The sequence below is a fragment of the Minwuia sp. IMCC3060 genome (assembly GCF_029909435.1).
Lineage (GTDB): Bacteria > Pseudomonadota > Alphaproteobacteria > Minwuiales > Minwuiaceae > Minwuia.
In genome coordinates, this window is record NZ_CP123782.1 from 1,690,046 (window position 1) to 1,716,114 (window position 26,069).

26 protein-coding genes are annotated in these 26,069 nt (G+C 64.2%); 13 read left to right on the forward strand and 13 right to left on the reverse strand.

Features of this window, described 5'->3' with window-relative positions:
• Positions 1 to 81: 81 nt before the first annotated feature.
• The 3 genes from QGV54_RS08025 to QGV54_RS08035 all read right to left on the reverse strand — a co-directional run bounded on the left by QGV54_RS08025 (position 82) and on the right by QGV54_RS08035 (position 3,234).
• Positions 82 to 972 carry a DMT family transporter gene (locus tag QGV54_RS08025; RefSeq protein WP_281017370.1) on the reverse strand — a complete coding sequence of 297 codons (891 nt, stop codon included), beginning with the start codon at positions 970 to 972 and terminating at the stop codon, positions 82 to 84.
• Positions 973 to 989: 17 nt separating this feature from the next.
• Positions 990 to 2,366 carry a glutamate--cysteine ligase gene (locus tag QGV54_RS08030; protein ID WP_348637714.1) on the reverse strand — a complete coding sequence of 459 codons (1,377 nt, stop codon included), beginning with the start codon at positions 2,364 to 2,366 and terminating at the stop codon, positions 990 to 992.
• A gap of 103 nt (positions 2,367 to 2,469) precedes the next feature.
• Positions 2,470 to 3,234, reverse strand: coding sequence for a 16S rRNA (uracil(1498)-N(3))-methyltransferase (locus QGV54_RS08035; protein ID WP_281017368.1), 765 nt, complete (start codon positions 3,232 to 3,234; stop codon positions 2,470 to 2,472).
• A 108-nt stretch (positions 3,235 to 3,342) separates the two neighbouring features.
• Between QGV54_RS08035 and QGV54_RS08040 the strand changes: the two genes are divergently transcribed.
• Genes QGV54_RS08040 through QGV54_RS08050 form a run of 3 tightly spaced genes read left to right on the forward strand, consistent with a single transcriptional unit; the run spans position 3,343 to position 5,894 of the window.
• Entirely contained in the window at positions 3,343 to 4,515 is a 1,173-nt protein-coding gene (locus QGV54_RS08040; protein WP_281017367.1) for an amidohydrolase family protein, read from the forward strand.
• 36 nt (positions 4,516 to 4,551) lie between these two features.
• Positions 4,552 to 5,373 (forward strand): enoyl-CoA hydratase, encoded by an 822-nt coding sequence (locus QGV54_RS08045; RefSeq protein WP_281017366.1) that lies wholly within the window; start codon positions 4,552 to 4,554, stop codon positions 5,371 to 5,373.
• A gap of 2 nt (positions 5,374 to 5,375) precedes the next feature.
• Positions 5,376 to 5,894 carry a CoA-binding protein gene (locus QGV54_RS08050; RefSeq protein ID WP_281017365.1) on the forward strand — a complete coding sequence of 173 codons (519 nt, stop codon included), beginning with the start codon at positions 5,376 to 5,378 and terminating at the stop codon, positions 5,892 to 5,894.
• Positions 5,895 to 5,928: 34 nt separating this feature from the next.
• Here the strand turns inward: QGV54_RS08050 and QGV54_RS08055 are convergent, their stop codons facing one another.
• Entirely contained in the window at positions 5,929 to 6,441 is a 513-nt protein-coding gene (locus tag QGV54_RS08055; protein WP_348638774.1) for a PAS domain-containing protein, read from the reverse strand.
• A 334-nt stretch (positions 6,442 to 6,775) separates the two neighbouring features.
• On the opposite strand from QGV54_RS08055, the gene QGV54_RS08060 reads away from it, so the two are divergent.
• Positions 6,776 to 7,615: a putative metalloprotease CJM1_0395 family protein gene (locus QGV54_RS08060; RefSeq protein ID WP_281017363.1), complete on the forward strand. Its 840-nt coding sequence runs from the start codon at positions 6,776 to 6,778 to the stop codon at positions 7,613 to 7,615.
• Positions 7,616 to 7,663: 48 nt separating this feature from the next.
• Here QGV54_RS08060 and QGV54_RS08065 read toward each other — a convergent pair whose 3' ends face one another.
• The 5 genes from QGV54_RS08065 to QGV54_RS08085 form a co-directional block, all read right to left on the reverse strand.
• Positions 7,664 to 8,497: a TauD/TfdA family dioxygenase gene (locus QGV54_RS08065; RefSeq protein WP_281017362.1), complete on the reverse strand. Its 834-nt coding sequence runs from the start codon at positions 8,495 to 8,497 to the stop codon at positions 7,664 to 7,666.
• Between the two features lie 121 nt (positions 8,498 to 8,618).
• Positions 8,619 to 9,926 carry a TRAP transporter large permease gene (locus QGV54_RS08070; protein ID WP_348637713.1) on the reverse strand — a complete coding sequence of 436 codons (1,308 nt, stop codon included), beginning with the start codon at positions 9,924 to 9,926 and terminating at the stop codon, positions 8,619 to 8,621.
• Positions 9,927 to 9,935: 9 nt separating this feature from the next.
• Positions 9,936 to 10,457 carry a TRAP transporter small permease gene (locus QGV54_RS08075; RefSeq protein WP_281017360.1) on the reverse strand — a complete coding sequence of 174 codons (522 nt, stop codon included), beginning with the start codon at positions 10,455 to 10,457 and terminating at the stop codon, positions 9,936 to 9,938.
• 92 nt (positions 10,458 to 10,549) lie between these two features.
• Positions 10,550 to 11,695, reverse strand: coding sequence for a C4-dicarboxylate TRAP transporter substrate-binding protein (locus QGV54_RS08080; RefSeq protein ID WP_281017359.1), 1,146 nt, complete (start codon positions 11,693 to 11,695; stop codon positions 10,550 to 10,552).
• Between the two features lie 65 nt (positions 11,696 to 11,760).
• On the reverse strand, positions 11,761 to 12,252 hold the full coding sequence (locus QGV54_RS08085; protein ID WP_281017358.1) for a VOC family protein: 492 nt from the start codon (positions 12,250 to 12,252) through the stop codon (positions 11,761 to 11,763).
• A 333-nt stretch (positions 12,253 to 12,585) separates the two neighbouring features.
• On the opposite strand from QGV54_RS08085, the gene QGV54_RS08090 reads away from it, so the two are divergent.
• Positions 12,586 to 14,196, forward strand: a complete 1,611-nt coding sequence (locus QGV54_RS08090; protein WP_281017357.1) for an NAD(P)/FAD-dependent oxidoreductase — start codon at positions 12,586 to 12,588, stop codon at positions 14,194 to 14,196.
• Positions 14,197 to 14,223: 27 nt separating this feature from the next.
• Here the strand turns inward: QGV54_RS08090 and QGV54_RS08095 are convergent, their stop codons facing one another.
• Genes QGV54_RS08095 through QGV54_RS08105 form a run of 3 tightly spaced genes read right to left on the reverse strand, consistent with a single transcriptional unit; the run spans position 14,224 to position 16,486 of the window.
• On the reverse strand, positions 14,224 to 14,724 hold the full coding sequence (locus QGV54_RS08095; protein ID WP_281017356.1) for an ureidoglycolate lyase: 501 nt from the start codon (positions 14,722 to 14,724) through the stop codon (positions 14,224 to 14,226).
• Positions 14,721 to 15,551, reverse strand: coding sequence for a bifunctional allantoicase/(S)-ureidoglycine aminohydrolase (locus tag QGV54_RS08100; RefSeq protein WP_348637712.1), 831 nt, complete (start codon positions 15,549 to 15,551; stop codon positions 14,721 to 14,723). Before QGV54_RS08100 ends, QGV54_RS08095 begins: the two co-directional genes overlap by 4 nt.
• Positions 15,552 to 15,589: 38 nt before the next feature.
• Positions 15,590 to 16,486 (reverse strand): MurR/RpiR family transcriptional regulator, encoded by an 897-nt coding sequence (locus tag QGV54_RS08105; protein ID WP_281017354.1) that lies wholly within the window; start codon positions 16,484 to 16,486, stop codon positions 15,590 to 15,592.
• 183 nt (positions 16,487 to 16,669) lie between these two features.
• Here QGV54_RS08105 and QGV54_RS08110 point away from each other — a divergent pair, with 183 nt between their 5' ends.
• From QGV54_RS08110 to QGV54_RS08140, 7 genes are all read left to right on the forward strand, one after another.
• A complete protein-coding gene (locus QGV54_RS08110; protein ID WP_281017353.1) occupies positions 16,670 to 17,350 on the forward strand; it encodes an amino acid ABC transporter permease in 681 nt (226 codons plus the stop codon).
• Positions 17,347 to 18,054, forward strand: a complete 708-nt coding sequence (locus QGV54_RS08115) for an amino acid ABC transporter permease (protein WP_281017352.1) — start codon at positions 17,347 to 17,349, stop codon at positions 18,052 to 18,054. The genes QGV54_RS08110 and QGV54_RS08115 overlap by 4 nt, the downstream gene beginning before the upstream one ends.
• Before the next feature lie 24 nt (positions 18,055 to 18,078).
• Positions 18,079 to 18,864, forward strand: coding sequence for a transporter substrate-binding domain-containing protein (locus QGV54_RS08120; protein WP_281017351.1), 786 nt, complete (start codon positions 18,079 to 18,081; stop codon positions 18,862 to 18,864).
• A gap of 257 nt (positions 18,865 to 19,121) precedes the next feature.
• A complete protein-coding gene (locus tag QGV54_RS08125; RefSeq protein WP_281017350.1) occupies positions 19,122 to 20,252 on the forward strand; it encodes an acyl-CoA dehydrogenase family protein in 1,131 nt (376 codons plus the stop codon).
• Positions 20,253 to 20,255: 3 nt separating this feature from the next.
• On the forward strand, positions 20,256 to 21,557 hold the full coding sequence (locus tag QGV54_RS08130) for an acyl-CoA dehydrogenase family protein (RefSeq protein WP_281017349.1): 1,302 nt from the start codon (positions 20,256 to 20,258) through the stop codon (positions 21,555 to 21,557).
• Positions 21,547 to 22,401, forward strand: coding sequence for a MaoC/PaaZ C-terminal domain-containing protein (locus QGV54_RS08135; RefSeq protein WP_281017348.1), 855 nt, complete (start codon positions 21,547 to 21,549; stop codon positions 22,399 to 22,401). Before QGV54_RS08130 ends, QGV54_RS08135 begins: the two co-directional genes overlap by 11 nt.
• Before the next feature lie 18 nt (positions 22,402 to 22,419).
• On the forward strand, positions 22,420 to 24,036 hold the full coding sequence (locus QGV54_RS08140) for a class I adenylate-forming enzyme family protein (RefSeq protein WP_281017347.1): 1,617 nt from the start codon (positions 22,420 to 22,422) through the stop codon (positions 24,034 to 24,036).
• A 22-nt stretch (positions 24,037 to 24,058) separates the two neighbouring features.
• Here the strand turns inward: QGV54_RS08140 and QGV54_RS08145 are convergent, their stop codons facing one another.
• Entirely contained in the window at positions 24,059 to 24,982 is a 924-nt protein-coding gene (locus tag QGV54_RS08145; protein WP_281017346.1) for an SMP-30/gluconolactonase/LRE family protein, read from the reverse strand.
• 210 nt (positions 24,983 to 25,192) lie between these two features.
• Between QGV54_RS08145 and QGV54_RS08150 the strand changes: the two genes are divergently transcribed.
• Positions 25,193 to 26,062, forward strand: a complete 870-nt coding sequence (locus QGV54_RS08150) for a pirin family protein (RefSeq protein WP_281017345.1) — start codon at positions 25,193 to 25,195, stop codon at positions 26,060 to 26,062.
• The last annotated feature ends 7 nt before the right edge of the window (positions 26,063 to 26,069 follow it).

Sequence of the window (26,069 nt, forward strand, 5' to 3'; positions counted from 1 at the left end):
AGCGTCTGGCGGGGCCATCGGTCGCTTCATGGAGTGCACTGGTTCGCATAATCGAATGTTATGCGGATATGCGAATTCAGTTCAAGGCCGGGTACGTGGTGTCATTCCAACGGCGGTCTTGCGTGCCAACTGCGCTTCCCGCCGCGTCGTGTAGACGGTGGCGATGAAGATGATCGCCGCGCCGGCCCACATCCACGGATCCGGGACTTCGGCAAAGGCCCACCAGGCGAGGCCGACGGACAGCGGCAGGCGCACGAAGTCGAAGACCTGCGCCAGACTGGCATCCCCGGCGGAGATCGCGCGCTGGATGCCGTACATGTTCATGTTCGCGGCGATGCCGAGACCGATGATCCACAGCCACTCCTCGCCCTGCGGCACTTGCCAGAAGATCACGGCGGGAACGAACGAGATCGGCAGGTTGAAGATCGACAGCATCAGGATGACCAGTTCCGGTCCCTCGGACGCGGACAGGCGCTTGCCGAAGATCACCACGAACCCGAACAGGATCGAGGAGGCGATGGCCAGGATTGCGCCCAGGCTGATGGCTTCCTGCCCCGGCCGCAGCATGACCAGCACCCCCACGAACCCGACGGCGAGTGCGGCAACGCGGCGGGGGCCCACCTTCTCCTTCAGCATCACCGCTGCGAGCAGGGTGGTGAACAGCGGCGCGGTGAAGGTAATGGCCGTGGCTTCCCCGATGGGGATCAGCACCGCCGACCAGAGCAGCATGAGCGATGATGCCACCATGACGACCGAGCGCAGCGCGAACAGCGGCAGGCGTTTCGTGCGCATCGCGCCGAAGCCGACCCGCATGATCCAGGGCGTGAACATCAGTATGGAGAAGATGCTGCGCCAGAAGTTCAAGACGAAGGGATCAAGACTTGCCGACAGATGGCGGACGATCACCATGATCAGGGCGAAGCCGACCGCCCCGAACAGCATCCAGGCGGCGACGATCAGGGGGCGCGGCATGGTCCGGTGTCCGCCGGTCAGTAGGCGTATTCGCGGAACACCCGCCGCACGTCGCCGTTCCATTCGCCGTTGAACCGGGCCAGCAGGTCATCCGCCGGTGTCATGCCGGATTCAACGATGCGCTTCAGGGTGCCGATGAAATGGCGCTCATCCTGACCCATGCCGTCTTCGCGGTTGCGATTGATCAGGCCGCGCTCCGCGATGGCGACCGCGTCCCGGGCCACATCCAGCACCTTGCGACCGCCCGGGGCGGGGGCGTTAAGCGCGTGGGTCGGCACCGCGTTGCGCATGGCATCCACGTCATCGGCGGTCCAGTCTCGGATCAGTGCCGAAGCCTCGCCGCGCGCGGCGTCATCATAGAGCAGACCGACCCAGAAGGCGGGCAGGGCGCAGATGCTGCGCCACGGGCCGCCATCGGCCCCACGCATCTCCAGGAACCGCTTCATGCGCACTTCCGGGAACAGGGTGGTCAGGTGATTGTCCCAGTCCTTGATCGTCGGCTTCTCACCGGGCAGGGCGGGCAGCTTGCCTGCCAGGAAGTCGCGAAACGACTGACCTGCCGCCTCCACGTACTTGCCATCGCGGAACACGAAATACATCGGCACATCAAGGGCATAGTCGGCATACTGCTCGAAACCGAATCCCTCGTCGAAGATGAAGGGCAGATTTCCGCTGCGGTCGGGGTCCGTGTCGGTCCAGACATGGCTGCGGCTGCTGAGCATGCCCGTCGGCTGCCCCTCCCGGAACGGGGAGTTGGCGAACAGGGCCGTCGCGATGGGCTGCAGCGCCATGCCGATGCGGAACTTCTCCACCATGTCGGCTTCACTCGCGAAGTCGAGGTTCACCTGGATGGTGCAGGTCCGGTACATCATGTCGAGGCCGAGGTTGCCCTTGGTCTGCATGTAGCGGGTCATGATTTCGTAGCGGGCCTTCGGCATCATCGAGATCTCGTCCCGACGGGCCAGCGGATGATGCCCCAGTCCGATGAAACCGATCCCGAGTTCGCTGGAGACTGCCTTCACCTGATCCAGGTGGGTGTTCACCTCACCGCAGGTCTGGTGCAGCGTGGCAAGCGGCGCACCGGAAAGTTCAAGCTGCCCGCCCGGTTCCAGGCTGATGGCCTGGCCGTCCATGTACATGGCGACCGCATAACCGCCCTCGATCACCGGGTCCCAGCCAAAGCGCTCCAGCCCCTTGAACAGGGCCTTGATCCCGGCGGGACCTTCATAGGGAATGGGCTTCAGGGTCTCCAGATCGAAACCGAATTTCTCGTGCTCCGTTCCGATGAGCCAGCGGTCAGCCGGCTTGCAGCCGGAGGCGAGGAAGTCGATCAGCTGCGTGCGATCCTCGACAATCGTTGACGAGTGCGCGCGGGCTTCCTCGCTATCCAGCATGGTCGACATGGGCGATTCACTCCGAAGCGTTTTCTTGTTCCGGGAACTTAGGGCGCGAGGGATGGGGATGGAAGGGCAAGCGAGCAGTTAGCGACCATGCGCGTCAGGCGGGCCAGCCATTGTCGCCGCCGCGCCAGTCGCCCAGGTGGGCCTGCCACAGCGCCAGTGTGGCGAAGACGGCCGTGTCCGCGCGCAGCAACCGGGGGCCGAGGCTGACGGGTATGCAGTCGGGCAGGGCGCGGACCATCTGCTTCTCCGCCTCCTCGAAGCCGCCCTCTGGCCCGATCAGCACGGCAGCGGACGGGATGGTCTCGGTGCGGCGCGCCTCATCCGCCAGAGCCGTGGCAATCGGCGTCGCGTCCGCACGTTCGTCGGCGAGGTAAAGACGGCGACCGCCTGGCCAGTCCTCCAGCACCGCCGAGAGGTCACGCGGTTCGGCCACTTCCGGAACGCTCAGGCGTTCGCACTGTTCCGCAGCCTCCAGCGCGTTGGCCTGCAACCGCTCCACATTCACCCGACTGACCACGGTGCGGCGGGTCAGCACCGGCAGGATGCGGGAGACGCCGAGTTCGCCGGCCTTCTCGGCGATGGCATCGACGCGCTTGCCCTTGATCGGTGCAAACAGCAGCCAGAGGTCCGGCTCCGCCACCTGGGGCCGCAACTGCTCCCCCGGGACGACCTCCGCCTCCCGGCGGCCCATTTGATCAATGATGCCCCGCCATTCGCCGTCGCGGCCATTGAACAGCTTCACCGTCGCACCGGCCCCAAGCCGCAGGACCTTGGCCAGATAGTGATGCTGGTTGCCGGTCAGTGTCAGCGGCTGATCCGGTTTCAGGTCGGCTTCGATGAACAGTCGCGGTTCGGTCACGTCACGCGTCCCCTGCATGGGATAATTGATCGGACAACAGGTTCAAGCCGCTGCCGCATTGCTGATAGTATCTGCCGAATAGGTGACAGACTGGGTGGGGAGAGCGCAATGCCATACGCAACAGGGCGGCTGTATCACGATGCGGACGCACACATCATGGAGACGGCGGACTGGCTGCGCGACTATGCGGCGCCGAAGTTCCGCGACCGGTTGCCGGATATCTTCACCGGAGCGCTGGCCCCGGGTGAGCATGAGCGGGTGAACGACGATATCGCCCTGCACAGCGACGCGAGCTACCGCGCGGAGGATGAGGCGGAGCTGATGAACCGCAAGAACTGGCGCGCCATCGGGGCGACGCTGAAGCAGGACCGCCCGAAGGCGCTCGACCTGCTCGGCTTCGCGTCGCAGCTTGTCTTCAATACCTTCACCAACAAGCCGATGCAGGAGGCGGAGCATGGTCGCGACGCCGATTTTGCCTACGGCATGGCCGACGCGCATAACCGTGGCATGTTCGATTTCTGCGGCGTCGACCGGCGTCTGCTGTCGACCGCCTATGTGCCGCTGATGGATCTGGAGCGTGCGCCGCAGGTTGCGAAGGCGCTGATCCGTGATGGTGCGAATGCCCTGATGATCGCCGCAGCCTGCCCGAAGGACCACAGCCCCAGCCACATCGCCCTGGACGCGGTCTGGGCCCAGGCCGAGGAAGCCGGGGTGCCCATCGTCTTCCATGTCGGCTCCGGCGGCACCTTCTTCGACCGGACCTATTTCAACAATGGTCTGCCGATGGAGAAGGACTTCCATGGCGGGGCGGAGAATTTCCGCTCCATCGACTACATGGCGATTCCGAATCCGGTGATGCAGACACTGGCGACGATGATCCTGGACGGCGTGATGGACCGCTTCCCGCGCCTGAAGTTCGGCGTGATCGAGCAGGGGGCGAGCTGGGTGCCGAGCTGGATGCGCTATCTCGACAGCGCCTATGACGCCTTCCTGCGGCACGAACAGCGCCTGCAGAAGCTGTCGCTGCGTCCGTCGGAATACGTGCAGCGCCAGATCAGGGTCACGCCTTACCCGACAGAGGATGTGGGCTGGATCGCGTCACAGGCGGGCGACGCCGTCTGCCTGTTCTCCTCCGACTATCCGCACGTGGAGGGGGGGCGGAACCCGCTGGGCCGCTTCGAGGCATCGCTTGCGCAGGCCAGCGAGGCAACGCGCGACCATTTCTTTGCCGGCAATTTTGCTGACATGATGGGTCCGTCGCTGCAGCGGGCGCTGAACTGACCACTGCGAACCCGACAACATGGGGAGGATGACACGATGACTGCCGAGAACGCCGCTTCGACCGACGTCACCGCGAACGAGGACCTGCTGTTGCGGGACGACCGTGGTTCTGTGACCTGGCTGACACTGAACCGGCCTGACGCCTTCAACAGCCTTTCGACGGGGCTGATGACGCGGATCCAGCAGGAACTGGATGCCCTGGCGGATGATCCGAACTGCCGTGTCATTGTCATTGCAGGGGCAGGGCGCGGCTTCTGTGCCGGGCATGACCTGCGCGAGGTACGTGGCAACCAGCAGGATGGTCCCTTCATCAAGGCGATGCTGGAGCAGTGCTCGACGATGATGCAGACCATTGTCAATCACCCGAAACCGGTGATCGCGCGGGTGCACGGCATTGCAACGGCTGCCGGGTGCCAGCTTGTCGCCAGCGCCGATCTGGCCATTGCGGCCGATGACGCGAAGTTTGCGACGCCAGGGGTGAACATCGGCCTGTTCTGCCATACGCCGATGGTGGCGCTGGGGCGCAATGTCAGCCGCAAGCACGCCATGGAAATGCTGCTGACCGGCGAACTGATGAGTGCCGACGACGCCGTTCGTTTCGGGCTGGTCAACCGCACGGCCCCGGCTGCGGAGCTGGATGCGGCTGTCACCGCGATGGCGGAGCGGATCGCATCGAAATCGTCCTATACGCTGAAGATCGGCAAGCAGGCCTTCTATCGCCAGCTTGAAGCGCCTGACCTGAACGCCGCCTATGATTATGCATCCGGCGTGATGATGGAGAACATGGTGGCCCGCGACGCCAATGAGGGCATTCAGGCCTTCATCGACAAGCGCGCGCCAGTCTGGGAGGACCGCTGAGCATGACGCCCGCGGGCGCGGATGACGTCGCCGTGGTGCACGACAGCTACAGTGATGCCTACATCAGGGACATCCTGCAGACCGTGAAGGTCGTGGCGGTCGTCGGGGCGAGTGCCAACTGGAACCGGCCCAGTTACTTTGCCTCGAAGTACATGCAGGAAAAGGGCTATCGGGTGATCCCGGTAAACCCGAAGGAAGCGGCGGCAGGCACGGTCATTCTCGGTGAGCCGGCGGTGGCCACGCTTGACGACATCGACGTTGCTGTCGACATGGTTGACTGCTTCCGCAACTCCGACGCCATTCCGCCCATCGCGGATGACGCGATCCGCATCGGTGCGAAGGTACTCTGGCTGCAGCTTGGTGTGCGCAACGATGCGGCGGCAGCAAAGGCGGAGGCTGCGGGTCTGAAGGTCGTGATGAACCGCTGCCCGAAGATCGAATACGGTCGCCTGTCAGGCGAGATTGGCTGGTTCGGCGTGAATACGGGCGTGATCTCGTCCCGACGCAAGCGCGTGGTCTGACAGGACCCGCCCCTTCGGGGAACAGCCGGGCGATCTAGTCGTCCACGATCGTGATGAAATCCGCCGCGACCAGGATCTGGTCCACGCAGGTCCCCTCCGCCGACAGGGGCAGGGCAACGAGCTCGCAGCGCTTGAAGTCCTGATGCGGTCCGATATAGGGCATCGGCCGCGTGCAGGGCAGGCCCAGTTCAGCGACCTGACGCAGCATCTCCCAATATTCTCCGGGGCCTGCCTGATGCGGCAGCTCACTGACGCGACGGCCCTTCAGTGGACCCCGCATGTTTTCGTCGATCAGCGTTCCGGTCAGGCGATAGACGAAATCGAGCGGATTACGCTCCACGCCGAGGATCATCAGATTCGGCAGATGCTCCACGATATCCATCGGATTGAGATCGCGTCTGAGCGGCCAGATACGCTCCCCGCGAATGAACTCCCAATATCGGAGTGTCTCGAGTGTAACGGTCGAGGAAAGCTTCCCGCAGACTTCACTCACCGCGTCCCTGATCTCTGGCTCGCGTGCCTTAGTCAACATATCTTGCCCGGTCATTGGTGGTCATTACCGGGGCCAAAATTTTCGGTCCCGATAACGCAACACCGGTAGCGGGCAAATTATTCGAACAAATTGTGATGAAGATCATGTTTTTTCGGTAACCATGTTTCGTTACCGGTCGCGCATGAGCCTGTGACGCACATGTTGACGATTGATTAACATTCACCTGTTTCACTGCGACGATGCAACTGAATCGTTCCGCGTTGACAGGTCTGACCGGATGATCGGCGCACTGCAGACCAGCCGTGCAGAGGGTCTCCCTCAGATATCGCGCGCCCAGCAATCCGCAGGCCGGGCTGCCGAGACGAGGGAACCTGCGCGTGATCCGGCATTGCCCTCAGGCTTTCGCGAGACGCGTGGCTCCAATGTTGCCGGTGGGACGCTGATCGCAGCGCAGATTGCCGCCAGCGCAGAGAGCGGGACAGTCGAGAAGCCCGCTACCGACCCTAAACAGTCGACCACGACAGGCACCGAACTGACGGAGCAGGAGCGGGAGCAGATCAAGGAGCTCCAGGCGCGTGACCGGGAGGTCCGCGCGCACGAGCAGGCGCATGCGACCGCCGGGGGCCAGTATGCGGGGGCGCCTGAGTACGAGATGAAAAAAGGGCCGGACGGGCGCAGCTACGCCGTGGGCGGCCATGTCTCCATCAGCACCAGCCCCATTGCCGGTGACCCTGAAGCGACCATCGCGAAGATGGAGATCGTCAAGCGCGCTGCGCTGGCTCCGGTCGAACCGTCGGGCGCTGACCGCAGTGTCGCGGCCGATGCGGAGAGCAAGCGCGCCGATGCACGCAGCGAACTCAACGCGATCAGGGCTGAAGAGCAGAAGGCGGCGCTGGAGGAATCGCTTGGCAAGTCCGAGGCCGGTGATGAGGCCGTCCGTGAGAGTGACAGTGCTAGGGCCGCCGGACAGAGATCAGGGGAGGCACCGGCAGTTCCCGGATTGGGTCCGGCCAGTGCTGATGAAGGCGATGAAGCTGATCGCGGGGGCTATGGCGATGAATACGAACAGGACATCTCCGACAGGTCGGCACGATCCGACCGGAGGGAGGACGATGCGATCTCACGCGACTTCGCGGCCTTCCTGAACCAGAACGGCACGGAGCGCACCCGCGCTGATCTCCAGCCCGGCCTGGCAACACAGCGTCCGAGCATCGACATTCGCCTCTGATGATCATGGTGGTACGGCAATGCTGACGCGACCGGAACGTGCGGCAGATCAGGCGACGTCCCGTACCTGACAGCGCCACATGACCCTGCGCGCACTTGCGTCAAAGGCTTCCCGGCGATGAATGGTCGAGCGATTGTCCCAGACCAGAAGGTCATTGGGGCGCCATTCATGCACGTACAGGAACTCGGCGCGGGTACACCAGGCCCAGATCTCGTCCAGCAGTTCCTCGCTCTCGGCGACGTCCATACCCACGACCCAACTGTTGGTACGGCGACCGGTGAAGAGAGCTTCGCGCCCGGTCACTGAGTGCGGGCGTATGGCCGGGTGGCGCGCACCGGGGGCTGCCGTGACATCCGTGACCGCCTGCATGCCCTTGCGCAGGTCGCCCGCCGAGGTGTAGCTGGAGTCGTGGTTGATCGTCTGCCCCTCCAACCGCTCCCGCAATCCTGCCGGCATGGCGTCGAGAGCCGCCATCATGTTGGCGAACCATGTGCGGCCACCGTCGGTGACGACCTCGTGTCCATAGAGCACGGAAGCCGAGGGCGGGGCAGGGATGTAGGACATGTCCGTGTGCCATTCGGCCTCGCCGCTGCCCAGCGCACCAATGGCCTTCCCGTTCTCCACGACATTGGAGATCACCCACATCTCCGGGGCTTCCTCATCACGTCTTCTGGATTCGCTGGCGGGCGGTGGTTCCAGTTCGCCGAACCGACGGCTGAAGGCACACAACTCCGCCGGCGTCAGATGCTGGTCACGGATGACGATCAGGCAGCGCTGCAGCCAGAGCTCCTCGATCACTGCGAATCCGGCATCATCGAGCGCGCGCACGTCGATACCGCGGATCTCGGTCCCGGTGGCAGGCGTGAGGTTGCAGATCTCCATGTTCCCCTCCGGTCCTCACCCCATCCGGCTGTGGCGGGTGGTGACCGGATCATACCCGGAAGCCGGGCGCGGGTGACAGAGGTGATAGGCCACCTTCGGCACCCGGCGCCCGTTTCCGGCGTCAGCCCACCAGATTCGGCAGGTAGAGAATGATGTCCGGCACGGCGATCAGCGCAATGATGATCATCAGGTCGGCGACCAGGAACCAGGCAATGCCCCGGAAGATCACACCGGTTGATGCAAGGTCACCAACCACGCCCTTGATCACGAACACATTCAGCCCGATGGGGGGCGTGATCATGCCGATCTCCAGGAACTTGGTCAGCAGGACACCGAACCAGATCAGGCTGAAGCCGGCGGTATCGATGATCGGCAGCAGGATCGGCAGCGTCAGCAGCATGGCCCCGATGGGTTCCAGGAACATGCCGAGCAGCAGGTAGATCAGGGAAATGCCGATCAGCAGCAGCAGCGGGTCCGCGCCCATCGCCGTGACGGCATCCGACAGGTAGTCACCGGCACCGCTGAACGCCAGGAACCGTGTCAGCATGCTGGCACCGATGGCGATGATGAACAGGGAGGCGGAGGTCAGTAGTGTCTCAGACAGCGCATCCCGGAAGCTGACCCAGGTCAGGGATCCCTTCAGGGCCGCGATGATGGTGGCGATGGCGGCACCGACCGCACCGGCCTCCGTCGGCGTGAATGCGCCCGAGAAGAGACCACCGAAGACGCCCAGCATCAGCAACAGCACTGGCCAGGTGTCCTTCAGCGCCGCCAGCTTGTCGGCCAGCGAAACATCCTCGTGCAACTGGGGCGCAAGCTCGGGCTTCAGCTTCACCCGGATCATGACGACCGCGACATAGCTGAATGTGGTCAGCAGACCGGCCCCGACGCCGCCCAGGAAGAGCGCGCTGATCGGAACCTCTGCAATGATGCCGTAGAGGATCATCAGGATGGATGGCGGGATCAGGGCACCGATGGTCCCGGCGGCCGCCACCGTACCCGTCGCGAGGGACGCGTCATACCGGTGGCGCATCATCTCCGGCACCGCGATCCGGCCCATGGCGGCGGCGCAGGCGACAGAGGACCCGGTGACGGCGGCAAAGCCCGCCGCACCGAAGATCGTGGCAATGGCGAGACCACCGGGCAGGCGTGACATCCACATGCGGGCCGCGTCAAACATGCCCTTCGTCAGGCCCGCGTGATAGCAGAGAAAGCCCATCAGCAGGAACATGGGTACGGAACTGAGCTGCCATGTTGCCGCGAAACTGTAGGGGATGACGCCGATGGAACCCCAGGCGGCACGTTCGCCAACCAGGATCCAGATTCCGGCAAAGGAAACACCGATCAGGCAGACCCCGATGGGCACACGCAGAGCGATGAGGGCCAGCAGGATGCCGATACCCACGAAACCTATCTGTACGTCGGACAGGGTGGCCTCCTATTCAGCGATCTGGCCCGGTGCGCCTGGCTGGGGGCGCCCGGAAAGATAGGAAATGAACTTGAACAGCAGCACCAGCACCATCAGCGTGGCCCCGATCGGCAGCAGGTAATGCCCCGGCCAGATCAGTACCTTGGTGCTCTGTTCCATGATGAAGGAGCCCATGTCCTGCTTGTTGTAGGCATCGTTGAAACCACGCCAGGCCAGCAGTCCGAAGACCGTGCCCGAGAGCAGGTAGGTGAGGCCGTTGATGTGATACTGCATCCGGCTCGGGAACAGTTCGGTAAGAACCTCGACCGAGATGTGCGAGTTCCGCCGCTCCGCCAGGGCAAGCGGCAGGAAGGCCACCACGACCATGTAGTAGTTCGAGACCATCGTGATGGTTGCTGGCACGGGGGAGAAGAAGACGAACTTTCCCACAACGTCCACAGTGATGTGCACCATCATCAGCCCAACGGCGATCGAGCCGATGATACTGGTCAGGTTCACGGCCCGACCGAGCCAGCGATCAATAAAATCCATCGAAACCTGCTATCTGATTGGATCAGTTCTGAACGATATGCAGCGGCCCCGCGCGACGGGGCACGCGGGGCCGCCACATTTCAGTTACGGGTTCAGTCCCGGCCGTAGGTCGACAGGTCGACCTTGGACATGATCTCGTCCCAGTAGAGCTGGGCCAGCGCCTCGGCATCATCTTCCATGCCGGCGGTCAGACCCTTGTACTTCTCGATCAGCTCCGAGATCTTGGCGATCTTCGCGTCGACGTTGGACAGGCCGTAGTCCTCGGTGAACTGCTTCGAGATGACGGCCAGGTCGGACTTCACGAAGTCCTCCGACATCTTCACCATCTCGGCCGTCGGCTCGATGATCTCGATGCCCTTGCCCGGCGCGTCGTTCAGGTTGCGCTTGGCGTCGGCATAGTACTTCCAGGTCACATCGGCGGAGGACCGGGCGGAAGCCTTGAAGATCGCTTCCCGCTGGGCATCGTTCAGACCGGCCCACACATCACGGTTGATGCTGTTGGTCGCCACACCGGCAAAGACGCCGCCGGGGATCTTGGTGGTGATGTACTTGGTGACATCGAAGAGCTGCAGGTTGGTCAGCTCGGTGGCGGAGAACATGCCGCAATCGACGACACCCTGTGCCATGGCCTCATAGATGTCGTTGCCGGGCACGGACACCTTGGTGCCACCGACAGCCTCAGCCCAGCGACCGAAGTTGGCGGCACCGGAGCGATACTTCTTGCCCTTCAGATCCTCCATCGTGCGGATCGGCGTGGTGCAATGCAGGATGTAGGTCGGGCTGGTGCCGGTCCCCAGATAGACCTGGTTCTGGCGCTTCTGCTCCGTCAGACAGTCCGGGCAGTGCAGGAAGACGTACTCCGTCATCGCCGCACCCATTGCGGTGCCGGGGCTGGCGATCTGCTTGCCGGTGGTGGCCAGCATGGACAGGTTCGCGGCCAGATTGATCTCCGCGAACTCCGCCGGATAATACGGAGGCAGCACGAAGCCCATGTCGGCAATACCGTCGCGGATGCCCGGAGGGGTTTCCTTCAGGTTCAGCAGCGACAGCGAGAAGACCTTGACCTTCAGGTCGCTGGTCGCCTCGACGTTCTTGGCGAAATTCTCCAGTGCGTAGACGGCGGCGCTGCCCGTCGGGAACCCGACGGCAAGCTTCAGCGTCTCGGCCTGCGCGGCACCTGCCGTCGCAAGCATCGCAGCGCCAGCCGCCGCGAGAACTGTCTTTCTTGAAAACATCATGTCTTCTCCCTGTTTGCCCGTTCGGGCGGTTTCAGCATTACTGGTTCAAGACCAGAAGGATGTCGTCAGTCCTTGAGAAATTCCATGAACTCGACAACCACACCGTCAGGGTCCTTCGCGCAGAAGAACTTCTGACGTGATCCCCCCATTTCGATCAGCACCGGTTCCGTGAAAGGGGCCGCACCGGCATCCGTCAGTTGCTGCCAGGCGTCGGCCACATTGCCGACCCTGAAGCAGATGCGCGCGATCCCGACATGGGCCAGATGCGGATAGGCCGTACCTTCGGCCTTCGGTTCGATCCATTCGATGAGGTCAAGCCGGGCGCCGCGCGGATTGTCACCCAGCATCAGCATGCGCGCACGGGCGCGGGCATTGCTGGGCAGGCCAAGCGCAGGGCCAAGGACCGGGTCACCCAGGACATCCGAGACCTCCTCGCTGCCCCCGTCGGCGTTGAAGTTGATGACTTCGCGGAATCCCAGCAGGCGATAGTATGCCAGCGACCGATCCAGATTGGTGCAATTGATGTTGATGTGGAACACTTGCGAAGTGTCGAGCACGCCACGTTCCTCCCCAGGATGCGAACGGCCACACGATACTCATGCGTAGGAAAATATGCAAAGCAGTAAGTTGACCGCAGTTTCCCCAAGGGCAATTTGGATGCTCAGGTGACCGCCGGATTGTCGTCGGCACCTTTCATGATTTCGCGCGGTGACAACCGCCATGCGCTGTGTCGGCGTTGCACTGCTGTTGCGGCGGACGCTAGGTTGGGCCGAGTATCGGGGCATCGGGACCTTGCAGCGCCATGTCGGGCCAGGGGCAGCAGGTTCTTGATGTCAGGGCGGTTTCAACTGCTTCCGGGTAGATTTTGAGTTGTGCGGGGAGGCATGGCTATGACGAAGGTTGATTGCGATGTGGTCGTGGTGGGCGCCGGGTTCGCCGGTATCTACGCGCTTTGGAAGGCGGAGCAGCAGGGCCTGAGCGTTCGGGGCTTCGAGCGTGCCTCGGATGTGGGTGGCACCTGGTACTGGAACGCCTATCCGGGGGCACGCTGCGACGTGGCCAGTTACAACTACGCCTACTTCTTCAACAGCGATGTGGTGCGGGAGTGGGACTGGACGGACATCTGTTCGCGGCAGGGCGAGATCCAGCAGTATCTCAGCTTCGTGGCCGACAAGTGTGATGTCACCCGTCTGATCACCTTCGACACGCGGGTCCTGACGACGACCTGGTCGGAAGAGGCGGGATTGTGGACGGTCGAGACCTCCGGCGGCGAGACCGTGGTCTGCCGCTATCTGGTTCTCGCCGTGGGCGCGCTCTCGGAACCGAAGGCCCCCGACATTCCCGGCGTCGACAGCTTCGCAGGCGATGCCTGGTTCACGTCGAGCTGGCCACGCGACCGCGAGGTGGATCTGAAGGGCAAGCGCGTCGGTGTCATCGGCACCGGGTCATCCGGGGTGCAGTGCATCCCGGAAGTCGCGAAGGTCGCGCGGGAGGTCTTCGTGTTCCAGCGCACGGCAAATTTCGTGACGCCGACCCTCTCCGGGCCGATGGACCCCAAGGTGGTCGCGGAACTGAGGGCTGATCCGGAGGCCGTCCGCAACGACCTGCGCAAGACCTATGGCGGCAACCAGCCGCTCTATATCGGCCCCGACCGCTTCAGCGATCTCGACGAGGAAGGTCGCGAGAAGGCGCTGTGGCGTGCCTGGGAGCAGAAGGAGGTCGCGCTGGCGTTCTGGGACTCCCATCTGCCGGAGGCCAATGCCGCCATCTCGGAATTCATCCGCCAGCGCATGCACGAGGTGGTCGATGATCCATGGACGGCAGACAGGCTCGTTCCCTGGGATCATCCTTACGGCGGCAAGCGTCCGTGCCAGAGCGATGTCTACCTGCAGACCTTCAACCAGCCACATGTCAGGCTGGTGTCCCTGCGCGAAACACCGATCGAGCAGATCGTGCCGGAGGGGATCGTGACCTCGGCCGAGACGTTCGACCTCGATGTCATCATCTATGCGACCGGCTTCGACGCGCTCTCCGGTCCGGTACGTGCGCTGAACATCACCGGTATCGACGGGGTGGCGATGAACGATCTGTGGGCAGATGGGCCGGTCAACTATCTGGGCACCATGGTTCACGGCTTCCCGAATCTGTTCCTGCCCTCCAGCGCCATGTCACCGTCCGTGCTGTCGAACATGGCGACACTGGCCGAACAGCAGGTCGACTTCATCTTCGACACGATCCGGTGGCTGGATGATCATGGTCGGGCCCGGCTTCATCCCAGCGCCGAATCGCAGGAGTTCTGGGGCGACGAGACCCTGCGCTACGCGAAGCGTGTCCCCGGCGCCCTGACGACGGACAGCTGGTACAATGGTGCCAACATACCGGGCAAGCCGCGCCGCTACATGGTCTATCGCGGTGGTTTCAGCCGCTACAACGACGCCTGCTACAGGGAGCTGGAGGAAGGCTTTCCGGGCTACGAGGTCCTGCCGGGCAGGGCGGCGTAATCCGGATCAGGGTCCCGTGGCCCGACGTCACGCCCCGTCGGGTGCCAGGATGGTCACCGGATCGGGAAGGGTGAATTCCTGCAGGTTGTCGCCGGGGCCGATGCGATCGACAACGGCGAAGACCGCACCGTCCCGGAGCGCGAGCAGGGGGGCATGCCAGGTGCCGGCCAGATAGTTCACCCCCTGCGACGGTGCGGCCATGAAGGCATGCAGCGGGCCGGGACGGCCCTCCACGTCCTCCGCCACCACCACCAGATAGGGGGCATCCGTCATCGGCATGAAGGCCTGGCTGCCGATGGGATGGCGCTCGATCATCTCCAGGCGGTGCGGAACCGGAACGGCGTCGGAGCGAAAGATGCTGATGCCGGCCTGTCCGGTGCCGAAGCTCAGCCGCGCCAGATCGTTGTAGCGCCCACAGCGGCCCCCGTTGATCATCAGGTCCGGCGCGCCTGTCGCCTGCACCACATCGCCGAAGGGCCGGAATGCCGCGGCTGTGAGCGGTACGGCAACAAGGGTCGCGTCGGTCATGATCCGGGCCGCAGCTTCATGTGGCGGTTGACGTTCTTGTAGAGCAGGTAGCGGAACGGCTCGGGACCTCCGGCGTAGCAGCCCTGGGGGCAGAATGCCCGCAGCCACATGTAGTCCCCGGCCTCGACCTCCACCCAGTCCTGGTTCAGATGGTAGACCGCCTTGCCCTGCAGCACGTAGAGCCCGTGCTCCATGACATGTGTCTCCTTGAACGGGATCGAGGCGCCGGGCTGGAAGGTGACGATGTTGACGTGCATGTCGTGGCGCAGGTCATCGCCATCGACGAAGCGGGTGGTCGCCCAGCCATCGTGACCGTTCGGCATGACGCGGGGTTCGTGATCGGCTTCGCGGGTCACGAAGCTGTCGGGCAGGTCGAGCCCGTCCACCACCTCGTGGGCCTTGCGGATCCAGTGGAACCTGATGGCCGTGCCTGTCGTGTTCGCGACCTGCCAGTCCGCATCCGGTGCCAGAAAGGCGTAACCGCCGGGTTCCAGATCATGCGGTGTCCCGTCCAGTACGAGCCGCAGGGTGCCATCGGTCACGAACAGCACAGCCTCCACCCCGGATTCCGTCTCGGGGCGATCACTGCCCCCGCCGGGCTGGATCTCGACGATGTACTGGGAAAATGTCTCGGCGAAGCCCGTGAGCGGTTTCGAGAGCACCCAGTGGCGTGCATCGCGCCAGAAGGGCAGGCGACTGGTGACGATATCCGTCATCACCCCCTTCGGGATGATTGCGTAGGCGTTCGTGAAAACGGCCCGTCCGGTCATCAGCTTTTCCGGTCCGGGCAGGCCGCCGGGCGGCGAGTGGTAGGCGGTTTCCATCAGGTCAGGTTTCCTTCCATGGGCACATTTCCCCTCTCGGCCTAGCTCAGTTCGTCGAGTGCGTCGTGAAGGCGCTCGATCGACTGGAGGTGTTCCCGGCCCTTCTCCGCCAGTTTCTCGACCACGGCGACACTCAGAAAATGCAGCAGCGACAGCACAGATCCGTAGCGGTCGAACGGGTCTGTTCCCCGCACGGCGCAGGGAATGCTCCAGGTTGCGCTTTCGACCGGCGGCGCGGCCATGTCGGTGATGTAGAGGATGCGCGCGCCCAGCCTGTGGGCCTCATCCATGACCAGCCCGGTCTGGGGTACCCGGCGGCGCATGCCGATACAGACCAGGACATCGTCACTGGTCATGGTGGCAATGTCCTCGGCGAGTGTGGTGCCCTGGCCCGGCAGCAGCCGCACGTCCTCGCGGACCTGCACGATCTGCCACTGGAAATAGCCCGCGAGGAAGTGACTGTTGCGCCAGCCGATGCAATAGACCCTGCGCGCCGTGCAGATCGCGTCGACGATGGCGCGTACCCGGTCCGGATTGAGGGACTGCATCGTCAGGGCGATGTTGCGCGTGTCCTGATCGACATGCGACTGGATCCGCGTGCTGAAAGCCTGGCCCACCGTTTCCTTGAACATCAGGTAGACGGGCGAACCCCAGGTCTGCGCATCACGCGCGGCGCGGCGGGCGTCCTCATAGCTCGAGAATCCGAGCCGCTGGATCAGCCGGGTCACTGCCGCCTTCGATCCGTTGGCCATTTCTGCCAGCTCGGTTGCGGAATAGGCCGCAACTTCCCCCGGGAATTCGAGAATCTGGTCGGCGATCCGGCGTTCACTCTCCGGAAGGGAGGCGTAGTGGGTACGTATGGCCTTTTCCAGCGACGTGTGGCCCTGGGCCAACGGCCCGCCCGCTGCCGCAGTCTCCGAAGACGGATTCTTCACCATGGCGCGTTCGAAAGCTCCTCAGTTGCCGGTCAAGGCTATGCAGACCTGTTCTGAAACACAAGTTTTTAAAAATGGGCTTGTTGAGACAAAAATTTCAGTATCTACTGTTTGCCTGAAACACGGGTATCAGGCGCCGGATGCATTTGAAAGCCCCGTGAACGCTGACGCAGGAGCTTCTGGGCAATGCTTGAGCTGCGGTTCTTCGAGATCTACCGAGACGCCGATTTCATGTGGCGGCTGGCCGAAGGTGTCTGGCTCAGCGTCTCGCTGACTGTGACAGCGGCCGTCGCCGGATTTCTGGTCGCCATGGGCCTGGCGGTGGTGCGCAATGCCCGTGTCCCCGTCCTCGCCCAGTTCTCCACCTGCTATGTCGAGTTCATCCGCAACACGCCCCTGATCGTGCAGTTGTTCTTCGTCGCCTTCGGCCTTCCGTTGCTGCTGGGTTATTCCTGGCCGTTCTGGGGACACGCGCTGCTCGGGCTGGCGCTGAACTTCTCGGCCTATTTCGCCGAGATCCTGCGATCCGGCCTGCTGGCCATTCCGAAGGGCCAGATCGAGGCTGCCGAGGCGCTCGGCCTGCGCCGCCACGTGCGCTTCATCAAGATCGTCGCGCCCCAGGTCATCGCCAGTGTCTATCCGTCCCTGACCAGCCAGTTCATCTTCCTGTTCCTGACCACCGGCGTCATCTCGGAGATCGGTGTCGAGGATCTGACCCATGCGGGTGTCTTCATCGACAGCCGCACGTTCCGGTCGTTCGAGGTCTTCATCACCCTGACCCTGCTCTATGTCGCCATCGCGCTGACATTCAAGGCCTGCCTGCTGGCCGTGGACCGCTACTTCTTTGCGTGGAAGGTGCGGCAATGAGTGATCTTCTGGTCATGCTGTTCGGGAAGCCGATGGGCATCATGCTCTTCCAGCTTCTCAGTGCGACGCAGTACACGATCTACCTGTCCGCGATCGCCTTTGCCGGGGGCGGGCTGATCGGCGGCCTGGTCACGCTGGCGCGGATCTCGGGGCTGAAGCATCTGCGCCGCTTCGCGTCCGGCTATATCTGGTGCTTTCAGTCCGTACCGCTGCTGATGCTGCTGTTCCTGTCGGGGCTTGGCGTGCCGCGGCTGCTGGGCCAGGACGTGGATCCGTGGATTTCGGCGATGGCCTCCCTGACGATCTATGCCAGCGCCTATCTGGCCGAAGTCTGGCGCGGCGCGATCCAGTCGATTCCATCGGGGCAGTGGGAGGCCGGTCGCGCGCTGGGCATGCGATTCTTCGCGATCCTGCGCGCCATCATCCTGCCGCAGGCGCTGCGCGTGGCCCTGGCACCGACGGTCGGGTTCAGCGTGCAGATCATCAAGGGCACATCGCTTGCCTACATCATCGGCTTCCAGGACCTGATGAACATCGGTCGGCGCTGGGCCAATGCACCGGTGGACGGGACCGAGCCCTTCATCGTCTTCCCGCTGATGGCGCTGATCTACTTCGCGCTCTGCTTTCCGCTTTCACGCCTCGCCCTCTACCTCGAACACCGCCTGGGGACCATCGGCAAGACCCCGCAGGCGACAACCGCCTGACTTTTCAGGGAAAAGGAGAAACCCATGTTCAAACTCTTCCGAAACCTCGCAATCGCCGCAGTGGCTGCGGTCGGCATCGTTTCGCCGGCTGCCGCCGACCTGTCGGACGTCCTTTCCAGCGGCACCATCAAGATCGCCGTGCCGGAGAACTTCCCGCCGTTCGGCTCCCTGGGCGCCAGTGGCGAACACGAAGGCTATGACGTCGATGTGGCAAAGCTGATCGCCAAGGACCTGGGTGTCGAACTGGAGATCGTTCCCGTCGCCTCGAAGCAGCGTATTCCCTACCTGGAGACCAACCGGGTCGATCTCGTGATCTCCTCCATGGGTGCCAATCCGGGCCGCGCCAAGTCGATCTGGTTCTCCAGTGCCTATGCGCCCTTCTTTTCCGGTGCGTTTGCCACGGCTGACATGGCCATTTCCTCTCCTGCCGACCTGGCCGGCAAGAAGGTGGGACTGACCGGCGGCACGCTGGAAGACCTGGAACTGACCCGGACCGCGCCGGAGTCCGCCGAGATCATCCGCTTCGGCGACAATGCGGCGACGCTGGCTGCCTATGCCTCGGGCCAGGTGGACGTGCTGGTGACCGGTAACACCGTCGCGGCCGGATTCTCAAAGAAGAACCCGGAAAAGGGGATCGAGACCAAGTTCATCATCAAGGAATCGCCCTGCTTCATCGGCGTGAAGAAGGGCAGCTTCGACCTGCTGCAGTGGGTGAATGTCTTCATCCTGCACAAGACCCTCGGCGGAGAGCTCAACACCCTCTCCGAGAAGTGGTTCGGCCAGAAGCTGCCGCCTCTGCCCGTCCTCTGAGACGACATCGCGACCACTGAAGGGCAGGCCGCCGACCGCGGAGAAAGCGGTCGGCGGCCTTTCCGTGTCTGCGCAGCAGGATGATGGGGCGGCATGCGCCTGCACTGTTTCCATGTCGAGCGCTTCTCGCATAGCATGAAGTCCACGCATCATCGGCCGGGGAGGGGCGATATGTTTGTGGCATCTGCAGGGTTGCATGGCGGCGCGCGAGTGTCGGCGGCTCCGGTTTCCGGCCCGGAACAATCGTCGGGCCCGACATGATCTTCGAGTTCTCGGAGAGCCAGCTGCAACTGAAGGACGCGGCCCGGAAGGCTCTCGACAGGGAGTGCCCGATCAGTCGGGTGCGTGCCGTTCTGGAGGATGGCCGCCCGTTCGACCGGGAGCTCTGGCAATTCCTGGCCGGGATGGGGTTCGTCGGTGCCGCCATACCGGAGGCCCATGGTGGCGCCGGGGCCGGTCATCTTGATCTCTGCGCGATTGCCGGCGAACTCGGGCGCGCACTCGCCCCCGTGCCTGCGCTTTCCTCGGTCTACCTTGCCGCAGAACTGCTGATGCAGGCGGGCAGCGAGGACCAGAAGGCACGGCTGCTGCCCAGGATCGCCGACGGAAGCCTGCTGGTCTGCGTCGCCTTCTCTGAAGGTGTCGGACAGCCTGATCTGCACCATTGCCGGACGACGCAGGCAGCAGGGAGGCTGTCCGGCGAGAAATTCCCGGTGCTCGACGGCGGCATCGCGGACATGGCGATCGTCCCCGCTGCCGGTCCGGATGAGGACATGCCATCCCTCTTCATTGTCGATCTCCAGGGGGAAGGGGTCTCTCGCGAGGCACTGACCTCGATTGACCCGACACGGGGCCTGGCGCGGCTGTCGTTTGACGGCGCTCCGGCGGAGCCCCTCGGGGTGAAGGGGGAGGCGGGAAGGCTTCTCGACCGGGCCTTCGACCGTGCGGCGATCCTGCTGGCCTTCGAGCAGGTGGGCGGTGCCGAACGGGCGCTGGAGATGGCGACGGACTATGCCGGGCAGCGCGTGGCCTTCGGTCGTCCGATCGGATCCTTCCAGGCCATCAAGCACAAGCTGGTGGACCTTTTCGTCGATGTCACCCTGGCACGGTCGAATGCCTATTTCGGAGCCTGGGCGCTGTCCAACGATGCGGCGGAACTCGGGCTTGCCGCCTCTGCTGCGCGGGTCAGCGCCTCGGAAGCCTTCATCCATTGCGCCACCGAGAACATCCATGTGCATGGCGCGATGGGGTTCACCTGGGACATGGATTGTCACCTGTTCTACCGGCGTGCGCACCTGCTGTCGGTGGCGCTCGGCGGCCAGGCCATGTGGCAGGACCGGCTGGTCGCCCGGGCCGCGGATGACCGACAGATAGCAGGGGAGGGCTGAGGCATGGACTTTGGCGACAGTCCCGAAGAAGCCGCCTTCCGCGCCGAGGCCCGCGCCTGGCTGGCGGAGAACCGTCCGATGGAACTGGAGGCGGGACTGCGCCGCTTCGCCGCCCGCGACCGCTCCAACGTGCACCTGCCGGAACTGGACGGGGTCGACGCGCTGCAGGCCAGCAAGGACTGGCAGCGCAGGAAGTATGATGCCGGCTGGGCCTGCGTCGCCTGGCCAAGGGAGCATGGCGGGCGCGGCGCCTCCCAGATCGAGCGGGTGATCTGGGAGCAGGAGGAAGGCATCTATGCCCGCCTGTCGCATGTCTTCTTCACCGGCATCGGCATGGCAGGCTCCACCATCATGGCGCATGGAACCGATGCGCAGAAGGCCGCCTACCTTCACCCTATGGCGTCGGGGGAGCATCTCTGGTGCCAGATGTTCTCGGAACCGTCGGGCGGGTCGGACGTTGCCGGGTTGCTGACGCGGGCGGAGCGGCAGGCGGATGGCGACTGGCGGCTGAACGGTTCCAAGATATGGACCACGCATGCCCAGATCGCCGACTACGGACTGCTCATCGCCCGCACGGACCCTTCGGTGCCGAAGCACAAGGGACTGACCATGTTCATCCTGGACATGAAGAGCCCGGGGATCACGGTGCAGCCGATCCTGCAGATGTCCGGTCGCTCGACCTTCAACCAGGTCCATTTCGATGACGTGCCCCTGCCTGACAGCGCGCGGATCGGCCCGGAATCACAGGGCTGGCGGGTGGCGCTCACGACCCTCATGAACGAGCGGCTGCTGCTTGGTTCGACGCCTTCGACCGGGGTGCCGGAACTGATAGACCTCTGCACCCGGGTCAGTGTGGGCGGGCGGCCGGCGATCGAGGATTCCGGTGTCCGCGCCAGCATCGCGCGCTGGGTGGCGCAGTCCACGGGCCTGAAATACGCGATGATGCGCTCCATCTCGGACCTCTCCAACGGTCGCCCGATCGGCCCAGAGTATTCGGTGGGCAAGCTTGTCGCCAACGAGCTGATCCAGCAGGTGGCGCAGTTCGCTTTCGACCTGCAGGGACCGGCTGGGGCAATGGTGGAGGAGAGCGAGGAACTCTCGCAGTTCATGGCGGTGCTGCTGGACTCGCCGTCGCTGCGGGTCGGTGGCGGAGCCAGCGAGATCCAGCGCAACATCATCGGCGAACAGGTGCTCGGCCTTCCGCAGGAACCGAGGCCGGACAAGGACACGCCTTTCAACGAAACAGGAGCGCGCCAGTCCCGGCAGTCTGCCGGGCCGGACAGGGGAGGAAACGATGGCGGTTGACTATGGGGTGCTGATGGCACGACGGCAGGAGAACATCCTTCATACCTACGACGAACGCGACTCGCTGCTCTACGCGGTCAGCATCGGGATGGGCCGTGATCCGCTGGACCGGCAGGAACTGGAGTATGTCTTCGAGAAGCATGGTCCCAGGACCGTGCCCGCGCAGGCGATCACCCTCACTGATCACGACCTGATCTGGAACATCGGCCTGGACGTAGGCAGCTTCCTGCATGGCGAGCAGCTGATGACGTTCCACCGGCCCCTGCCGCCCGCCGGGGAACTGTCGGCGGATGCCTGGGTCTCGGAGGTCTATGACAAGGGTGCGGAGAAGGGCTGCATCATCGAGATGAAGGGCAGCGTCCGTACCCGGACCGACGGCGAGCCGCTGTTCGACTGGACCAGCCGGATCTTTGCGCGCCGCGACGGCGGTTGCGGCGGCTCGACCGCCAGGGTTCCACCGCCCCACCCGATGCCGGAACGCGCGCCGGACCTGATCCGCACATCGGAGACCCGGCCGGACCAGGCGCTGCTCTACCGTCTGAACGGCGACCGAAACCTGCAGCATGTCGACCCGGACCTGGCCATCAGTGTCGGCTTTCCGCGTCCCATCCTGCACGGCGCCTGCACTTCGGCCATCGCCTGCCGCGAGGTGCTGGCCGGGGCATGCGACTATGACCACACGCGGGTCAGGGCGTTCGATGTCCGCTACACGACAGTGGTCTATCCGGGAGAGACCATCGAGACGGCAATCTGGATCGATGGCGACACTGTCTCCTTCCGTTGCCGGGTCGTTGAGCGCGACGTTGTTGTCATCGACCATGGCCGCTGCATCATCAGCGACTGAACGGCAAGGAGGATCGCCATGTACGGGGTCGAACTCTCGGAATCCCTGTTTCCCGCCCAGACCGACGGGTCGCCGGCCGAAACCACGACCGGCGGCGTCCTCGCCGCTGCAGCTACGGCACATCCGGACAGGCCGGCCCTTTCCGAACTCTTGCCTGAAGGGGGAGTGGGCCGGACCTGGACCTATGGGACACTGCATGACGAGGCCCGGTCCCTGGCGACCGCGCTGTCGACACGTTTCGCCGCCGGTGAGAGCGTGTCTGTCTGGGCACCCAGCATTCCCGAGTGGGTGATCCTCCAGTTCGCCGCCGCGCTGGCCGGGCTGCGGCTGGTGACCCTGAACCCTGCCTACAAGGTGCGGGAGCTTGTCTTCGCGCTGGAGCAGTCCGGCGCCGTTGGCCTGTTCCTGGTCGAGGAATATCGCGGCAACCGGATGGCGGACATTGCAGCGGAGGCCGCGGCCGGCATCGAGGCGCTGCGCGAGGTCACCCTGCTGACGGACCGCGACGCCCTTTTGCGCCACGACCGCGAACCCGGTCCGCTGCCGCAGGTCGCGCCGGACGATCCCGCGCTGCTGCTCTATACCTCCGGCACCACGGGACAGCCCAAGGGGGCGGTGCTGCACCATGGCGGCATCACCAGCAATGGCCGTCTCTTCTTCCGCCGGCTGCAGGTCGACGACGGAATCCGCTTCCTGACCGCGATGCCGATGTTCCATGTCGGGGGCTGCGTCGTAGCGGTGCTGAGCACGGTCCAGGCGGGCGGGCATCTGATCCTGGCCAGCATCTTCGATTCCAATGTCATGCTGGACGCCATCGAGAGCGAAAGGCCGGAGGTGATGACGGCGGTCCCGACCATGCTGGTCGACATGCTGGACAAGCTTGCGGGCCGCGCGCGAGATGTCTCCTCGGTCCAGCGGATCGTTTCCGGTGGCGCCGTGGTGCCACCCGAGCTTGTGCGCCAGGTGCGCGCGACATTCGGCTGTGACTTCCAGAACATCTATGGCCAGACCGAGTGTTCCGGCGTGCTGTCGCAGACCTACGTCGATGATGATGTCGAGGATACCTGCGAGTCTGTCGGCCAGGCGCTGCCCGCGATCGAACTCTCGATCCGCAGCACGGCGGACAATACGGTCTGCCCCCTGGACACGGTCGGCGAGATCTGTGCCCGGGGCAGGGGCCTGATGCTGGAATACAATGCCAACCCGGAGGCGACGGCAGCGACGGTCGACGGGGATGGCTGGCTGCATACCGGCGATCTCGGCCGGATGGACAGCCGCGGCTATGTCCGTGTCACCGGGCGGGTGAAGGAGATGATCATCCGGGGCGGGGAGAACCTGTTCCCGGTGGAGATCGAGAATATCCTGCTGGAGTACCCCGACGTGGCGGAGGTCGCGGTGGTGGGCATCCCCGATGACCGCTGGGGGGAGGTGGTCGCCTGTTTCATCCGCACACGGTCAGGCGATCCGATTCCCCTGGACGAACTGCGTGCCCATTGCCGCGCGCACCTCTCGCCCCAGAAGACGCCCGCCTACTGGAAATTCGTGACGGACTGGCCCATGACTCCGTCCGGCAAGATCCAGAAGTTCGCGCTGCGGGATACCTATGCAGACACGTTGCGGCAGGAGTCTGCATGAGCCGCGCGCCGGTGGTGTAGCGTCAAAAGGCAAGCGCCGTACCGGGCCGGGGCCAGTCGCAGGACACCAGGCGTCCGGTCGCCGAGAGCGTGATGAAGGCTGTCGTCAGATCAGCGCCGCCGAAGCAGATGTTGGTTGTCATCGGATCGGGCAGGGCCAGATGCTCGACCGAGCTGCCGTCGGGGCTGACGACGGTGATGCCGCCGCGGATCAGGGTGGCGACGCAGACGTTGCCGTTCGCCTCAACCGCAAGCGAGTCGTAGCGCTGATAGCCTTCCGGCGAGGCAAGTACTTCGGCGCCACCATGGGCAGGCCAGGGGTCCATCCGAAGCTCGCCCGGAGCCGTCACATCCCAGGCAAGCACGCGGGAAGTCTCCGTTTCGGCCACATAGAGCCGGCTGCCGTCCGGTGAGAGGCCGATTCCGTTCGGAGTGACCAGCGGATGAACAACCTCCCGGATCTCGCTGCCGTCAGCCTTGGCATAATAGACACCGCCGAGATCGAGGCGCCGCGGGTGTCGCTTGCCGAGATCGGTGAACCAGAAGCCGCCGTGGGTATCGAAGACGATGTCGTTGGGGCCATGCAAGGGATTGCCGTTGCAGGATTCGTAGAGCACCTCCACCTCGCCGGTATCCAGATCAACCCGCTCGATCCATCCGTTCCTGTAACCGGCGGAAGGTCCGGTCGGGCGCACGTACTCGCCGTTGGGGCCTTCGTTTTCCCAGGAGAAGCCGCCGTTGTTGCAGACATAGCATTTGCCATCGGGCCCGATGGCTGCGCCGTTGGGTCCACCACCGGTCTCGGCAACCACATCTATGCAGCCATCCGGGGCGACACGACTCAGGGTGCCGCGGGCAATCTCGACGAGGATGATGCTGCCATCCGGCATCCAGATGGGCCCTTCCGGGAACTGGAGGCCCGACGTGATTTCGGTGAATTCGATCATGGATGTTCCCCCTCCTGCGCTGCCCGGTTGTGTCCCGGACCTGGCCAATTGTCTGACGGTAGCGGCAAATCCTCAAGGCAACCCATGAATTCCGGGCTGGTCCTGGTTGCAGGCAGCAGGGCAGTGGCACGGCGGCATTGCCATGTCGGGTGACATCCATGCTTCTTTCGATAATCTGCCTCGCAACGAAATTCTCTTCCGGAGCCAGGCATGAGCAGGCAAGTCGCGGGCGTCGTCACGGCCCATCAGCAACGCGAGGGGGCGGGTTTCCTCATTCGCCGTGCCTTCCCGACCCATGGCATCGATCTCGTTGATCCGTTCCTGATGCTCGATGAAGTCGGGCCGGTCGACTACGGTCCCGGTGAGGCCATCGGGGCTCCGGATCACCCGCACCGGGGCTTCGAGACCGTGTCCTACATTTTGGAGGGCGAGAAGCTGCATGAGGATTCGACCGGCAAGACACAGCTGATCGGGTCCGGTGACGTGCAGTGGATGACCGCCGGCGCGGGTATCGTGCATTCGGAGATGCCTTCGCCCGCGATGCAGAAGCATGGCGGCCGCGCCCACGGGTTCCAGATCTGGGTCAACCTGCCTGCGGACGAGAAGCAGGCCGAACCAGGCTACCAGTATCTTCGGGCTGCCGACATTCCGAAGGCGACCAGCGACGACGGGCTGATCGAGGTGACCGTCGTCGCGGGCGCGGCTTTCGGCGTCAGTGCGGCGATAGGTACGCGCACACCGGTATGGCTGCAGGACTGGCACGTTCAGCCCGGCGGCGAAGCGCGCCTTGCCATCGACCCGGGCTTCAATGCCGCGGTCTATGTATTCGACGGTTCTGTTGCGCTGGGGCCGGAACGGACGCCCGTCGAGCGCAGCCAGCTCGCCGTCCTCGGACCGGGCAGTGAGATCGAGATCGCCGCTGCGCCCGGTGGCGGCGGGCGCTTTCTGCTGCTCGCCGGAACGCCGATTGCCGAGCCCGTTGCGCGCTACGGACCGTTCGTGATGAACACGGAAGCCGAGATCATGACCGCTGTCCGGGACTACCAGTCAGGCCGCATGGGAACGATCGAGCGGGTCTGAGGCACGG